This is a genomic window from Pseudomonas sp. LG1E9 (assembly GCF_003290225.1).
Lineage (GTDB): Bacteria > Pseudomonadota > Gammaproteobacteria > Pseudomonadales > Pseudomonadaceae > Aquipseudomonas > Aquipseudomonas cyclaminis.
Genome location: NZ_CP029983.1, coordinates 711975 through 726098 on the forward strand (window position 1 = coordinate 711975; position 14124 = coordinate 726098).

16 protein-coding genes and 1 pseudogene are annotated in these 14124 nt (G+C 60.2%); 8 read left to right on the forward strand and 9 right to left on the reverse strand.

Translation table 11 applies throughout. The annotated features are described in order from the left end of the window. Positions 1–24 precede the first annotated feature (24 nt). From DNK50_RS03520 to trpB, 4 genes are all read right to left on the reverse strand, one after another. Positions 25–1683, reverse strand: coding sequence for a BBE domain-containing protein (locus DNK50_RS03520; protein ID WP_112192841.1), 1659 nt, complete (start codon positions 1681–1683; stop codon positions 25–27). Between the two features lie 170 nt (positions 1684–1853). After that, positions 1854–2294, reverse strand: a complete 441-nt coding sequence (locus DNK50_RS03525) for an anti-virulence regulator CigR family protein (RefSeq protein ID WP_112192842.1) — start codon at positions 2292–2294, stop codon at positions 1854–1856. 135 nt (positions 2295–2429) lie between these two features. After that, a complete protein-coding gene (trpA, locus tag DNK50_RS03530; protein WP_112192843.1) occupies positions 2430–3239 on the reverse strand; it encodes a tryptophan synthase subunit alpha in 810 nt (269 codons plus the stop codon). Next, positions 3239–4465, reverse strand: coding sequence for a tryptophan synthase subunit beta (gene trpB / locus DNK50_RS03535; protein WP_112192844.1), 1227 nt, complete (start codon positions 4463–4465; stop codon positions 3239–3241). The genes trpA and trpB overlap by 1 nt, the downstream gene beginning before the upstream one ends. A gap of 110 nt (positions 4466–4575) precedes the next feature. On the opposite strand from trpB, the gene DNK50_RS03540 reads away from it, so the two are divergent. Then, positions 4576–5475: a LysR family transcriptional regulator gene (locus DNK50_RS03540; RefSeq protein ID WP_112192845.1), complete on the forward strand. Its 900-nt coding sequence runs from the start codon at positions 4576–4578 to the stop codon at positions 5473–5475. Here DNK50_RS03540 and DNK50_RS03545 read toward each other — a convergent pair. Next, a complete protein-coding gene (locus DNK50_RS03545) occupies positions 5472–5798 on the reverse strand; it encodes a YqjD family protein (RefSeq protein WP_003170746.1) in 327 nt (108 codons plus the stop codon). The genes DNK50_RS03540 and DNK50_RS03545 overlap by 4 nt on opposite strands. 155 nt (positions 5799–5953) lie before the next feature. Between DNK50_RS03545 and DNK50_RS03550 the strand changes: the two genes are divergently transcribed. Then, complete coding sequence (locus tag DNK50_RS03550) at positions 5954–6169, forward strand: dodecin (RefSeq protein ID WP_032885105.1); 216 nt, start codon at positions 5954–5956, stop codon at positions 6167–6169. A 116-nt stretch (positions 6170–6285) separates the two neighbouring features. Then, positions 6286–6510 (forward strand): DUF1161 domain-containing protein, encoded by a 225-nt coding sequence (locus tag DNK50_RS03555; protein WP_032885104.1) that lies wholly within the window; start codon positions 6286–6288, stop codon positions 6508–6510. Positions 6511–6568: 58 nt separating this feature from the next. Here DNK50_RS03555 and DNK50_RS03560 read toward each other — a convergent pair whose 3' ends face one another. Beyond that, complete coding sequence (locus tag DNK50_RS03560) at positions 6569–7570, reverse strand: LLM class flavin-dependent oxidoreductase (protein ID WP_099586172.1); 1002 nt, start codon at positions 7568–7570, stop codon at positions 6569–6571. 220 nt (positions 7571–7790) lie between these two features. On the opposite strand from DNK50_RS03560, the gene DNK50_RS03565 reads away from it, so the two are divergent. Continuing rightward, on the forward strand, positions 7791–8222 hold the full coding sequence (locus DNK50_RS03565; RefSeq protein WP_099586173.1) for an OsmC family protein: 432 nt from the start codon (positions 7791–7793) through the stop codon (positions 8220–8222). Positions 8223–8429: 207 nt separating this feature from the next. After that, positions 8430–8669, forward strand: coding sequence for a DUF1161 domain-containing protein (locus DNK50_RS03570; protein ID WP_034110558.1), 240 nt, complete (start codon positions 8430–8432; stop codon positions 8667–8669). Here the strand turns inward: DNK50_RS03570 and DNK50_RS03575 are convergent, their stop codons facing one another. Next, the gene (locus tag DNK50_RS03575) at positions 8670–9092 is read right to left on the reverse strand and encodes a hypothetical protein (protein ID WP_112192846.1); all 423 of its coding nucleotides are present in this window, start codon (positions 9090–9092) and stop codon (positions 8670–8672) included. It lies immediately after the preceding gene. 73 nt (positions 9093–9165) lie between these two features. On the opposite strand from DNK50_RS03575, the gene DNK50_RS03580 reads away from it, so the two are divergent. Then, positions 9166–10203 (forward strand): aminopeptidase, encoded by a 1038-nt coding sequence (locus tag DNK50_RS03580; RefSeq protein WP_112192847.1) that lies wholly within the window; start codon positions 9166–9168, stop codon positions 10201–10203. Positions 10204–10283: 80 nt separating this feature from the next. On the opposite strand, the pseudogene DNK50_RS03585 reads toward DNK50_RS03580, so the two are convergent. Beyond that, a pseudogene (locus DNK50_RS03585) lies at positions 10284–10938 on the reverse strand (HAD family hydrolase). 2 nt (positions 10939–10940) lie between these two features. Continuing rightward, positions 10941–11483 (reverse strand): gamma carbonic anhydrase family protein, encoded by a 543-nt coding sequence (locus DNK50_RS03590; protein WP_099586177.1) that lies wholly within the window; start codon positions 11481–11483, stop codon positions 10941–10943. Positions 11484–11537: 54 nt separating this feature from the next. On the opposite strand from DNK50_RS03590, the gene prlC reads away from it, so the two are divergent. Then, a complete protein-coding gene (prlC, locus tag DNK50_RS03595) occupies positions 11538–13637 on the forward strand; it encodes an oligopeptidase A (RefSeq protein ID WP_177411503.1) in 2100 nt (699 codons plus the stop codon). Then, entirely contained in the window at positions 13634–13909 is a 276-nt protein-coding gene (locus DNK50_RS03600; RefSeq protein ID WP_010207776.1) for a YheV family putative zinc ribbon protein, read from the forward strand. Before prlC ends, DNK50_RS03600 begins: the two co-directional genes overlap by 4 nt. Positions 13910–14124: the final 215 nt, after the last annotated feature.

The window sequence follows — 14124 nt, forward strand, 5'->3', positions numbered from 1 at the left end:
CCAGGGTCGCCCTTCTTTTTTGGATTACGGCACCGACATCTCGTTGCGGAACACATTCAACGGGTCCCAGCGCTGTTTGGTACGCCGCAGGCGGCTTTCGATGATCAGATTCGGAAAGAAGATGCGGTACCAATGGGGGTTTTTGGCATTGGCGGGGTTGCCACCAAGGTGCGTCATGTCCAGGTCCGGGTAATTGATGTAGCAACCCTCGAACTCGCTGTTGATCGGCACGCCGCCGTCATTGGCAAAAGCGCTGAAATAAAGCCCCTGGATCCAACGTGCGTGAGCCTGGTCCGAGGCGGCGCTGGCATCGCGCCAATAACATTGCGGTTGCCACTTCAAATAAGAGGAGCGCTGCGCCGCCGACGATTCTCGACGTACTCCCGGAGCGGGATCATTGATGCGCCCTCCAAAGGATTGGATCTGGATCAGGCTCTGGGTCAGGTCGTTATCGGGGTCGTCCAGGGTTAACGTGTCCCATATGGCTTGCAGCACCTGGGGTGTGAACCCTCCTTTTTGGTAGGCCGACTTATACCGGCCACGTTGGTTATCCCCCGAGCCATTCAATGCCTGCTGACACGGCAGCCAATCCAGGCGCCGAGCAGCGTCCCGCGCAGCGGGTAAGGCATTGATGGTGCGCCCGCCGGCACTGCCGCGCGGCAGGTGGATTACGTGAAACGGCACCAGAGATTCGGTGGCGGGCAGTGCAATGGCGGCGAGCATCCGGGTGACGAAATCGTCGAAAGGTGCCTGGTCGTTGAGTTCGCCATCCTTGTCCACGTAGTGGATGCCCAGCGTCAGGTTGCCCGTGTGCTGATGGCGCATCTCTAGCTTGGTCGCCAGCCCCCAGGTGTCCGGGTTGCTCTGATTGTTGGCAAACCACAGCTGATAGGCGGCCAACAGGTTGTCGAGTGCCGGCTTGGTCAATAGCGCCCAGTCCCATTCCAGCACCAGCCAAAGCACCTCTTTGGGGGCGTCCGGCAATGCCTTGAAGTAATAGCTGGTAATGATGCCGAACTGGCCGCCCCCCGCACCGCAGCATGCGGCGAACAGGTTGAGTTCGTCTGGATCCGTGCTGTCACGGCAGACGTGCAGCGGTATCAGTCCGTTGCCCTGGGTATTGGGTACCAGCATGTCGACGCCGTCCAGCCAGTCGCAGACCAGCCCGTGTTTGCGTGACAACAGCCCGTAGCCGCCCCCGCAAATATGCCCGCCCAGCCCGACCGAATAACACGAGCCGCCCGGCAGCGTCTTGCCCGCCAGTTTGTACAGCGCGACATAGGCATCCCAGTTCTGGCCGCCGGCTTCCAGGCGAAAGGTATAGCGATAGGGCAAGCCCGTCACCAGTTGAGACACGATTTGCCCATTCGGGTCATAGGCCAGTTGGTTCATCTGCCCGATATCCAGAATCGACAACACTTCGCCGGGGGAATCGGGCATTTTGTTGGCGACAAATCCCTCGTAGCAGTGGCCGCCGCTGCGCACGGTAATCCGCCCGTTGGGAACCGCCAACGCCTGTGCTGCAGCGTCGATGATGTCCTGGGGGCTGTAGCAGAGGTAAATCAGGTTGGCGCCATTGGGTGACGATTGGCCCTGAACGTTGCCCAGTGGCCAGCGCAGGTTGAAGCCTTTCTGCAGAGTGGTGTGGCGGCGGTCCGAAGCGGTGATGAGATCAAATGCCATGATGTACTCCTGAGAGCCAAGGATGACTTCTGATGCAGCTAACTTAACGACCGGGAGGCAAGGAATGTGGGGCTTGCGAGGTGGTTAGACGGCAAGAGGCATGAAGTGCGTTGAAGGGTGAGCAAAACGCTCACCCTTCAAGCCTAGCGGACATTCGAGAGGTTATTCGGTCAGTTCAGCACACCGTCCAGAATCTCGTAGACGATGCCTGTACCCACAGCAATCAACACCACATCCGGTCCCGAACGGCGCCATTCGTAACCCTGGTACACCGGCAGGCGGGCCAGGGCGCGGTTGTCCAGGCGTTCGCCGTAATAGCCGCGAGGCAGTGGCTCGCCGCGAACCAGGCGCACATTTGGCGGCGGCGGTGCGCCACGGGAGAACTGGCCATGGTTGTCGTGGATGATCTGGCGCACCGGGCCGAAGTCCTGGGGTGGGCCGCCGCGACGGTTGGCCTGTGGGCCGCGATGGTCGTCGCCCCGTTGCTCGTGCTGGCCCTGCGGGCCGCCACGGTCATCACCTCGCTGGTCAGGCGGCGCGGCTTGCACCAGGGCGCTGGCGCCAAGCACCAGCACGCCAAGACCTGCAATCACGGATTTGGGCATTTTCATCGGGTATTCCTCAGGGCACACAAACAAAAAAGGGACGTCGAACGCAGTTCGAAATCCCTTGGTCTTGCTGTTTAGGCCGTGAAGCGGCGAGTTGATTCCTCTGTATCAGGAACTTTACCTCTGGCTACATGGCGCTTACTTACGGGCGTTACGCACACCTTCCGACAGCGCCGCGCAATGGCTCAACACCCCGTCGATGGCTTGCTGGTGGTTGCTGGCACTGGCGATGTGATCGATCAACGCCGATCCCACTACCACACCGTCCGCCAGGCGAGCGATGGCCGCGGCTTGTTCCGGCGTGCGGATACCAAAACCGATGCTGATCGGCAGGTCGGTATGGCGGCGCAGGCGGGCCACGGCTTCTTCGACGTGCTCCAGGGTGGCGGCACCGGCGCCGGTCACACCGGCCACCGAGACGTAGTACACAAAACCGGAGCTGCCGTTGAGGACGGTCGGCAGGCGCACGTCGTCGGTGGTCGGCGTGGTCAGGCGGATAAAGTCGATACCTGCCGCCTGGGCCGGGTCGCACAGCTCGCCGTTATGTTCCGGGGGCATGTCGACCACGATCAGGCCGTCGACACCGGCTTCCTTGGCGTCGGCGATGAACGTGGGCACGCCGTATTTGTGGATCGGGTTGAAGTAGCCCATCAACACCAGCGGGGTGTCGTTGTTGTCTTTGCGGAACTCGCGAACCATCTGCAGGGTTTTCAGCAGGTTCTGCTTGGCTTCCAACGCCCGGATGTTGGCCAACTGGATGGCTGGGCCGTCGGCCATCGGATCGGTGAAGGGCATGCCCAGCTCGATCACATCGGCGCCGGCGGCCGGCAGGCCCTTGAGGATTGCCAGGGACGTGTCATAGCCAGGGTCGCCTGCGGTGACGAAGGTCACCAGGGCGGCGCGGTTTTGTTCTTTGAGTTGGTCAAAGCGCGTTTGCAGGCGGCTCATCAGTGTTTCTCCTGCTGGGACTGTTCCATATGGTGCATCACGGTCTGCATGTCTTTGTCACCACGGCCAGACAGGTTGACCACCATCAGGTGATCCTTGGGCAGGGTCGGTGCGCGTTTGAACACTTCGGCCAGGGCATGGGCGCTTTCCAGGGCAGGGATAATCCCTTCCAGGCGGCAGCATTTGTGGAAGGCATCCAGCGCTTCGTCGTCGGTCACCGAGGTGTACTGGACGCGGCCGATGTCGTGCAACCAGGCGTGTTCCGGGCCGATACCAGGGTAATCCAGGCCGGCGGAAATCGAGTGGGCGTCGATGATCTGGCCGTCGTCGTCCTGCAGCAGGAAGGTACGGTTACCGTGCAGTACACCCGGTACGCCACCGTTGAGGCTGGCCGCGTGCTTGCCGGTTTCGATGCCGTGGCCGGCGGCTTCCACGCCGATGATCTCGACGCTGGTGTCGTCCAGGAACGGGTGGAACAGGCCCATGGCGTTGGAACCGCCGCCGATGCACGCCACGAGGCTGTCCGGCAGGCGGCCTTCCTGGGCTTGCAGCTGGGTGCGGGTTTCCTTGCCGATCACGGCCTGGAAGTCGCGCACCATCGCCGGGTACGGGTGTGGGCCGGCCACGGTGCCGATCAGGTAGAAGGTGTCGTCGACGTTGGTCACCCAGTCACGCAGCGCTTCGTTCATCGCGTCTTTCAGGGTGCCGGTGCCGGCAACCACCGGGATCACTTCGGCGCCCAGCAGCTTCATGCGGAACACGTTGGCCTGCTGGCGCTCGATGTCGGTGGTGCCCATGTAGATCACGCATTGCAGGCCGAAACGCGCGGCGACGGTGGCGGTGGCCACACCGTGCATGCCGGCGCCGGTCTCGGCAATGATGCGTTTTTTGCCCATGCGCCGCGCCAGCAGGATCTGGCCGATGCAGTTGTTGATCTTGTGCGCGCCGGTGTGGTTGAGCTCTTCGCGCTTGAGGTAGATCTTGGCGCCGCCGCAGAACTCAGTCAGGCGCTCGGCGAAATACAGCGGGCTTGGACGGCCCACATAGTCGCGCTGGAAGTAGGCCAATTCCTCGTTGAATGCCGGATCGATCTTGGCCGCTTCGTATTCGCGGGCCAGGTCGAGGATCAACGGCATCAGGGTTTCGGCAACGTAGCGGCCGCCGAATGCGCCAAACAGGCCGCTGGCGTCAGGGCCGTTGCGTAGATCGGTCTGGGACTGAGTCATGGGACGCTCCAGGAAAAAAGGTGTGTAACTGACAATGAGGGCCACTCTACCCCTGACGCTCCCGACTGAAAACCGATAAGATCGCCGTAACCTGTCAGGAAAACTCACAGATGAGCCGAGACCTTCCACCCCTAAATGCCCTACGCGCGTTTGAAGCCACCGCGCGGCTCAACAGTGTAAGCCAAGCGGCTGAGCAGTTGCACGTGACCCACGGAGCAGTCAGCCGACAGTTGAAGGTGCTTGAGGAACACTTGGGGGTCAGTCTGTTCATCAAAGACGGGCGCGGCCTTAAACTCACAGATTCCGGCGTTCGGCTACGGGATGCCAGCTTCGAGGCATTCGAGCGGTTGAGGGATGTATGCGCCGAACTGACCCAGGCCAGCGCCGACGCGCCGTTTGTGCTCGGCTGCTCGGGGAGTTTGCTGGCGCGCTGGCTGATCCCGCGCTTGGGGCGTTTGAACTCAGATTTGCCGGACTTGCGTCTGCACCTGTCAGCAGGTGACGGCGACCTTGATCCTCGGCGCCCCGGCCTGGATGCCCTGCTGGTCTTCGCCGAGCCACCGTGGCCGGCGGACATGCAGGTGTATGAGCTGACCAGTGAGCGCATCGGCCCGGTGATGAGCCCGCGCTTCAACGGTTACGAACGGCTGCGCCAGGCGCCCGCCTCGTCTTTATGTGGCGAAGCGCTGCTGCACACGACCTCGCGCCCCCAAGCCTGGCCCAGTTGGGCGCAGCAACACGGCATCGAACCCGGCGCGTTGAAACACGGCCAGGGTTTTGAGCATTTGTATTATTTGCTGGAAGCAGCAGTGGCCGGGCTGGGTGTGGCGATCGCGCCGCAGCCGTTGGTGGCCGAGGACGTGCGTGCAGGTCGGCTGGTGGCGCCGTGGGGTTTCAGTGAAACCCCGGCGCACCTGGCATTGTGGCTGCCCAAACGCGCCGCAGACGGGCGCGCCGGGCAACTGGCGCAGTGGCTCAAGGCTGAGCTTTCGCGCCAGCCGGGGAGTTAATCACCACGCTTGCATAGCAGATAAGCGGCGAGCAGGCCCAAGGCACCAACAGCCACACCGGCTGTAGTCCATGGGTGCTCTTGCGCGTAATCCCGGGTAGCGACACCGGTTTCGCGGATTTTGACTTTGCTTTCTTCATAGGCGTCGCTGATCAGGTGGCGGGAGTGCTTGAGGGCATTCTCGGCATTGCTTTTCAGGGCCTTCAAAGTTTTGCGCGACTCATCGGACGCATCGTCCTTGAGGCTTTCAAGGGACTTGAGCAGGCTCGAAATCTCGGCTTCCATGCTTTCCAGCGACGCTTTGCGTAAAGAAGTGTTGGCCATGTGGACTCTCCTGAAGTGATTGAGTGGCGTGTGTAGATACCGACTCCAGCGGTTTCAGAAAGTGCAGTAAATCTGAACTTTCGAGTAGGAATGGCCGCCAGAAGCAGTACGAACATTGACTGCTACGCTTGCTTAACGACCCTAGGAGAACTGCCATGAGTGATCACCACACCTACAAGAAAGTCGAATTGGTTGGCTCATCGACCACGAGTATCGAGGACGCCATCAACAATGCCATTGCTGAAGCCAACAAGAGCATCAAGCACCTGGAGTGGTTTGAGGTGACTGAAACCCGCGGGCATATCGAAAACGGCAAGGTCGCCCACTACCAGGTCACCCTCAAGGTGGGGTTCCGAATTGCCAGTAGTTGATCGGGCGAGTTGAACTTTGCCGGCTGGCCGATTGCCATAACCTGCGCTACAACCAATGGGTGCCGACGCCACAAGCGTCGGCACGCTCTTTTTGATCAGCGCAAGGAAAGTAACGGATGAAGAAGTTCCTGTTAGCGGTAGGTTTGTTGAGCATTGCCGGCACAGCCCTGGCGGCGGGCAAGCCTTGTGACGAGCTGAAAAGCGAAATTGCCGCGAAAATCGACGCCAAGGGCGCTTCGGGTTATTCGCTGGAAGTAGTGGATAAAGGCGCCTCGACCGACGCTAAAGTGGTCGGTAGCTGTGAAGGCGGCACCAAGGAAATCGTCTACAAACGCGGTTGATTGCGTGTTTCAGACATAAAAAACCGACGCAGGTGCGTCGGTTTTTTTCGCCTGGGTTTTAGCCCTTCATCAACTGCGCCAGCAGCTCGTAGGAATGAATCCGGTCGGCGTGTTCATACAGGTCGCTGGTAAAGATCAGCTCGTCGGCGCCGGTTTGCTCGATCAACACCTCCAGTTTGGCGCGGATCTTCGCCGGGCTGCCGACCATTGCCAGGCCGAGGAAGCTTCCCACCGCATCTTTCTCATGGGGCAGCCACAGGCCGTCCATGGTATCGACCGGCGGGCGCTGCACCAGGCTTTGCCCGCGCATCAACGCGAGGATGCGTTGGTACACCGAGGTGGCCAGGTAGTCGGCCTGTTCATCGGTGTCAGCGGCCACCAGCGGAATGCCGAGCATCACATAGGGCTTGTCCAGCACCGCCGATGGTTTGAAGTGATTGCGGTACACGCGAATCGCTTCGTGCATCAGGCGAGGTGCGAAATGGGAGGCGAAGGCGTAGGGCAAACCCCGCTCGCCTGCCAGTTGTGCGCTGAACAGGCTGGAACCGAGCAACCAGACCGGCACGTTGGTGCCGGTGCCGGGTACGGCAATGATGCGTTGGTCGGGTGTCCGTGGGCCCAGGTAGGCCATCAGCTCGGCAACATCTTCAGGGAACTCATCGGCGCTGCCGGAGCGTTCTCTGCGCAGAGCGCGCGCGGTCATTTGATCGGAACCCGGCGCACGGCCCAGGCCCAGATCGATACGGCCGGGGTAGAGGCTTTCCAGGGTGCCGAACTGTTCGGCGATCACCAGCGGCGCGTGGTTGGGCAGCATCACGCCACCGGAGCCGACGCGGATCGTCGACGTACCGCCCGCCAGATAACCCAGCAACACCGAGGTGGCCGAGCTGGCGATGCCGTCCATATTGTGGTGTTCAGCCACCCAGAAACGGTTGTAGCCAAACTTTTCCACATGCTGGGCCAGGTCCAGGGAATTGCGCAGCGACTGCGCCACACTGCCATTGGCCCGCACGGGCACCAGGTCGAGGGTCGAGAACTTCACGTCGGACAGCGATTTCATAAGCCTGCTTCTCCAATAGGGGCGCAGGCTTTTTAGACGATCCAAAACCTGCCGCTTCATGTGCATGCTCTATGCAATGAGGGCATATACCCGAGATTCAATAGCTGAGTAGAAATTTCCTACTGGATTGCTAGGTTTCTCCGACAAGAAGATGAACTTTGCCAAGCGGTCTATCCTCAGAACCCTTACTGACGCAAAACCACCGTTCGAGGAGACCGCTATGAGTATCGTTAAAAAAGCATCCGCGCATTGGGAAGGTGACCTGAAGACGGGCCTGGGGTCTATCTCCACGGAAACCGGCGTGTTGCGCGAAGCGCCCTACGGCTTCAAGGCACGTTTTGAAGGCGGCAAGGGTACTAACCCGGAAGAACTGATTGGTGCGGCGCATGCCGGCTGTTTCTCCATGGCGTTTTCCATGATTCTGGGCGATGCGGGGCTCAAGGCTGACAGCATCGACACCCAGGCCGAAGTGACGCTGGACCAGGTCGATGGCGGCTTTGCTATTACGGCTGTGCACCTGATCCTGAAAGCCAAAATCCCAGGCGCGAGCCAGGCGCAGTTCGATGAGCTGAGCAAGAAGGCGAAGGAAGGCTGCCCGGTGTCCAAAGTGTTGAATGCAACAATCAGCCTGGACGCCACGCTGGTCAACTGACCGCGTAGGTCCACTGTGGGAGGGGGCTTGCCCCGATAGCGGTCTTTCAGTCATATAAATGTCGACTGATCCACCGTTATCGGAAGCAAGCCCCCTCCTACATTCAGTTCTGCGTTAAATCAGAACTCGTGTTTCCAAACTGTGGTCGAATAGCCATATGCAGCCTAGGCGCACACCCGTGCGCAGTGCATTCAGGGAGCTTCACACATGAAACGTTTTGCCTTGGCGATCATCTGCGGTGTGTTGGCCACTTCGGCCGTGGCCGCGCCGAAAGATTGTGAAGAGCTCAGGAAAGAGATCGAGGTCAAGATCCAGGCTAACGCGGTGCCGTCCTACACCCTGGAGATCGTCAGCAAGGAAGAAGCTGATAAGCACGACGTAGCCATGGTCGTCGGCAGTTGTGAGAACGGCACCAAGGCGATCGTCTACCAAAAAAATAACGACTGATCAGAGGCAGTTCACGCTGCGCTCTTCAGCCAGTAATTGGCGGGCGGCGTTATACAGACGGATATTCGGCGTGTAGCCCAACGAGCGTCCTTCCAGGCGATAACGTTGGCCTGCTTCGAAATGGTCGTACTGCAGCGTAATGAAGCAGGTTCGCTCGGTCGTTTGGCCAAAACTGCTGAAATTTCCGCCCGTAGGCACTTCAAAATCAAAACGTACCATCAGCTCGTGGCCGCCAGGCGGGACTTGGAAGTAGCGTCCGTCATTAAGGTTCTTGCCGTCCAGGCGCTGTGCCATCACCAGCTTGGCGCCCGGCGTTGGCGTGGCAAAATCAACCCATGCTTGTTGCGGATCGGCGGGAGGCATCGGGGTTGACGTACAGGCGCTGATGAACAAGGTGGCGACGCAAAGCAAGAGCTGACGCATGACAGGCACTCGATGACAGGACGGGTATCTCGGTCAGTATAAACACGAACCCATCAGCCAAGAGCAGTCAGGTATGGTCAGGCGTTTTCTTCCAGGGTTGATGGTGTTGCTGCTCAGTGGCTGTTCCAGTGTCAGCTACTACAGCCAATTGGCGGGTGGCCAGTGGCAGCTGTTGCAGGCTCGAGAGCCCGTTTCAGAGGTCGTCGCTGACCCATCCCGCCCGCAGCAACTGCGCGAGCATCTCACCCAATCCCAAAAAGCGCGAACCTTCGCCAGCGAGCACCTGCACCTGCCTGACAACCAGAGTTACCGGCTGTACGCCGATATTGGCCGGCCTTATGTGGTCTGGAATGTCTTCGCCACGCAGGAATTTTCCCTGTCTCCTGAAAATCACTGCTTCCCCATTGCCGGTTGCGTGGCTTATCGCGGTTATTACAGCCAAGGTGCCGCACGGGGTGAGGCGGCGTTGTTGCGTCAGCAAGGCATGGATGTGTCGATTGGCGGGGTCGAAGCCTATTCCACGCTGGGTTGGTTCAATGACCCGATCATCAGTTCGATGATGCATTGGGGTGATGAACGCCTGGCCACGCTGATTTTTCATGAGCTCGCGCACCAGCGTTTTTATGTGAAGAACGACACGGAGTTCAACGAATCATTTGCCAGCTTTGTCGAGCAGGAAGGTACCCGACAATGGCGCGCCGCCCGTGGTTTGGGGCCTCTGAGCAATTTGACGTTGAAGCAGCGTGACCAGTTTATCCAGCTGATCCTCAATACGCGCGAACGCCTGGAAAAACTCTACGCGCAGCCGCTGTCTGCCGAGTCGATGCGCCAGGCCAAGGCGGCCGAATTCGAGCACTTGCGCCGTGAGTACCGGCAGATGCGCGACAGCCAGTGGGGTGGCGACAAGCGTTATGACGCCTGGATCAACCTGCCGATGAACAATGCGCGGCTGCTGCCGTTCGGGCTGTATGACCAGTGGGTGCCGGCGTTTGCGGCGTTGTTTGCGCGCGAAGGCGGGGATTGGGTGAAGTTCTATGCGGCGGTGGAGAAGTTGGGTGGATTGCCGGTGGCGCAGCGCAAGGCGGCGTTGAGGCAGTTGGCGGGGGGGTGATCTTTAGGGACTCATCGGGCAAGCCCCCTCCCACCTTGTCCGGCGTACACCTTTCAAAAATGTGGGAGGGGGCGGCGGCCTCAAGCCCGCTGCAAAAACGCCTGATGCATCTCTGCCAACGTCTCAAAGTGCCAGGTCGGCGCTTCGGCATTCAACTCTTCAAAGCTGCCAAACCCATAACCGACGGCCGCCGAATCCAGCCCATTGCTACGCGCTCCGATCAGGTCGTGCTTGCGATCACCAATCATCAAGGTCGTGGCCGGGTCCAGGCCTTCCTCGCACATCAGATGCGCGATCAGCTCGACCTTGTTGGTCCGCGTCCCGTCCAATTCGCTGCCGTAGATCACCTTGAAGTGCTTGGCAAAGTCGAAATGTCGGGCGATTTCACGGGCAAATTCCCACGGCTTGGAGGTGGCTACGTACAGCTGGCGGCCCTGGCTGCTCAAGTCTTCCAGCAGCGGCGTCACCCCGTCGAACACGCGGTTTTCATACAGCCCCGTGGCTTTGAAGCGCTCGCGGTAAAAATTCAGCGCCTCCCAGGCCTTGGCTTCATCGAAGGCGTAGAACTGCATGAACGCTTGCAGCAACGGCGGGCCGATGAAGTGTTCGAGTTTGGTCAGGTCCGGCATCGTCGATGCCCAGTTTGCCGAGGGCATACTGGATCGAGCGGGTGATGCCCTCGCGTGGATCGGTGAGGGTGCCGTCCAGGTCGAACAGCACGGTTTGGTAAGGCAGGCTCATTGGTCAAATCCTTCAGCCAGGTGCAGGTCTTTGAGCTTCACGTAGTTCGCGGCGCTGTAGGTGAAAAAGGCGCGCTCCTTGTCAGTCAGCGCCCGGACCTGTTTAACCGGGCTGCCCACATACAAGAAGCCGCTGTCGAGTTTCTTGCCCGGCGGCACCAGGCTGCCGGCGCCGATGATCACGTCGTCTTCCACCACGGCGCCGTCCATCACGATGCTGCCCATGCCGATCAGGATGCGGTTGCCCACGGTGCAACCATGCAGCATGACTTTGTGAGCGATGGTCACGTCGTCGCCGATCAGCAGCGGGAAACCATCAGGATTGAAGGGGCCTGCGTGGGTGATGTGCAGCACGCAGCCATCCTGCACGCTGGTGCGCGCACCGATGCGGATGCGGTGCATGTCGCCGCGAATCACGGTCAGCGGCCAAACCGAGCTGTCGGTGCCGATTTCGACATCGCCGATCACCACCGCCGAAATATCGACAAAAGCCCCGGCGCCCAGGGTTGGCGTGTGGTTCTGATAGGTGCGAAGGGTCACGATAGCCTCTCTCTCTTCTGCTGATAGCTGCGGTGGGCATTGATTGTAATTAAGATGGCCCCATCTTTGTTCTTACATGTTTCTTCAGCCAAGGTGCCAACCGTGAGCGCGAACAACCCTCTTCTGCAGTCCTACGACCTGCCGCCGTTCTCGGCGATCCGTGCCGAGCACGTGCAGCCGGCCATCGAACAGATCCTCGCCGACAACCGCGTTGCCATCGCAGGCATCCTGCAAAGCCAGGGTAAAAATCCGACATGGGCCGGGCTGGTACTGGCCATGGACGAACTGAATGACCGCCTGGGCGCCGCCTGGAGCCCGGTCAGCCATCTCAACGCGGTGTGCAACAGCGCCGAATTGCGCGAGGCCTATGAAAGCTGCCTGCCCGCATTGAGCGCGTATTCCACCGAAATGGGCCAGAACCGCGAGCTGTTCCAGGCCTTCGAAGCCTTGGCCAACAGCCCCGAAGCCGCCGGTTTCGACGTGGCGCAAAAAACCATTCTTGAGCACTCCCTGCGCGATTTCCGCCTGTCGGGCATTGACCTGCCGCCTGAGCAGCAGAAGCGTTATGCCGAAGTGCAGAGCAAACTGTCCGAGCTGGGCAGCAAGTTCTCCAACCAACTGTTGGACGCCACCCAGGCCTGGACCAAACATGTCACTGATGAGGCTACGCTCGCCGGCGTAACCGACTCGGCCAAGGCGCAAATGGCCGCTGCCGCACAGGCCAAAGGCCTTGACGGCTGGCTGATCACCCTGGAATTCCCCAGCTACTACGCGGTGATGACCTACGCCCACGACCGTGCCCTGCGTGAAGAAATCTACGCGGCCTACTGCACTCGTGCGTCGGACCAAGGCCCGAATGCCGGTCAGAACGATAACGGCCCGGTGATGGAACAGATCCTCGACCTGCGTCAGGAACTGGCGCAACTGCTCGGTTTCGCGTCGTTCTCCGAACTGAGCCTGGCCACCAAAATGGCTGAATCCAGCGATCAGGTCCTGAGCTTCCTGCGCGACCTGGCCAAGCGCAGCAAGCCGTTTGCCGCCCAGGATCTGCAACAGCTCAAGGCTTACGCCGCCGAACAAGGTTGCGCCGACCTGCAAAGCTGGGACAGCGGTTTCTACGGCGAAAAACTGCGCGAGCAGCGCTACAGCGTGTCCCAGGAAGCCCTGCGCGCCTACTTCCCGATCGACAAAGTGCTGGGCGGCCTGTTCGCCATTGTGCAGCGCCTGTATGGCATCGAGATCGCCGAGCAGAAAGGCTTCGACACCTGGCACCCGGATGTTCGCCTGTTTGAAATCAAGGAAAACGGCCAGCACGTCGGCCGCTTCTTCTTTGACCTTTACGCCCGCGCCAACAAGCGTGGCGGTGCCTGGATGGACGGCGCCCGCGACCGTCGTCGCACCGTTGACGGTGTGCTGCAAAGCCCGGTGGCCAATCTGGTGTGCAACTTCACCCCGGCTGACAGCGGCAAGCCTGCCCTGCTGACCCACGATGAAGTCACCACGCTGTTCCACGAATTCGGCCACGGCCTGCATCACCTGCTGACCCGCGTCGAGCACGCCGGCGTGTCCGGCATCAACGGGGTGGCCTGGGATGCGGTGGAGTTGCCGAGCCAATTCATGGAGAACTGGTGCTGGGAGCCAGAAGGCCTGGCGCTGATCTCCGGCCATTATGAAAGCGGCGAGCCGCTGCCCCAGGACCTGCTGCAAAAAATGCTCGCGGCGAAGAATTTCCAGTCCGGCCTGATGATGGTGCGCCAGCTGGAGTTTTCGTTGTTTGACTTCGAAATGCACGCCACCCATGGTGATGGCCGCAGCGTGGCGCAGGTGTTGGAAGGCGTACGCGACGAGGTGTCGGTCATGCGTCCGCCGGCCTACAACCGCTTCCCCAACAGCTTTGCGCACATCTTCGCCGGTGGTTATGCGGCTGGTTACTACAGCTACAAGTGGGCAGAAGTGCTGTCGGCGGATGCCTTTTCCAAGTTCGAAGAGGACGGCGTACTCAACGCTGACACCGGTCGTGCATTCCGCGAGGCGATCCTGGCCCGTGGTGGTTCACAGGCGCCGATGGTGCTGTTCGTCGACTTCCGCGGACGCGAACCGTCGATTGACGCACTCTTGCGCCACAGCGGCCTGAGTGAGGACGCGGCAGCATGAGTGAAGGGCCTGTGATTACCAAAAAACAATTCATCGCCGGGGCGGTCTGCCCGGCGTGCAGCGAGCCGGACAAGCTGAAAATGTGGACCGAGGACAACGTGCCGCACCGCGAATGCGTGGCCTGTGGCTATACCGACACCTTGAATGATCAAGGGCTGTCAGTGCCCAAGGAGCTGGGGACGCGGGTCAATACCTCGGCACTCAAAGCGCCGGCGGATCCCAAGGTTCAGGCAGTGCAATTCTTTCCGAACCCGAAGCTGAAAAAAGACTAAAAGTTTCACGCACACCTAATGTGGGAGGGGGCTTGCCCCCGATAGCGCAGTGTCACGCAGCCTATGTATCGGCTGACCCACCGCTATCGGAGCCAAGCCCCCTTCCACATTTTTTTGCCTGCGTTTATTCGACTTAGGTCGTTGAATCCGTTCTCCACATCCTTAGCCTGCTATCATTTGTAACCATTGATTGCCAAAAGTAGACGAGCCGCTCC